General features: G+C 61.1%; 1 pseudogene. It reads right to left on the bottom strand.

The window, feature by feature from the left end:
- Positions 1-229, bottom strand: a pseudogene (locus tag SB771_RS37530) (hydrolase); the annotation flags it as partial.

Genomic DNA, 229 nt, shown 5'->3' with positions numbered 1-229 from the left:
CTCTCTTCGGCCGGCGCGCTGGTGAGAAGTCTGCCCGCGGTCGGGAAAAGCGTGATTGTGTGTTCAGTTGGCGGCCAGGTTGGAGCGCTTTCCCACTTCTCTGCGTGGATGTTGAAGTAGTGCACAGGCGCTTCCCGGCTGAGACCCGTATCCCTGCCGGCGAGATGTTCATCGAAGAAGCGAAGCAATTCGGCCAGCAGGTTGTATTGAGGCGCGGCCTCCTCACGCC

Source organism: Burkholderia sp. SIMBA_051, assembly GCF_046534915.1.
Lineage (GTDB): Bacteria > Pseudomonadota > Gammaproteobacteria > Burkholderiales > Burkholderiaceae > Burkholderia > Burkholderia ambifaria.
The sequence above is the reverse complement of the archived record's forward strand: the minus strand, read 5'-3'. Positions and strand labels throughout refer to the sequence as shown.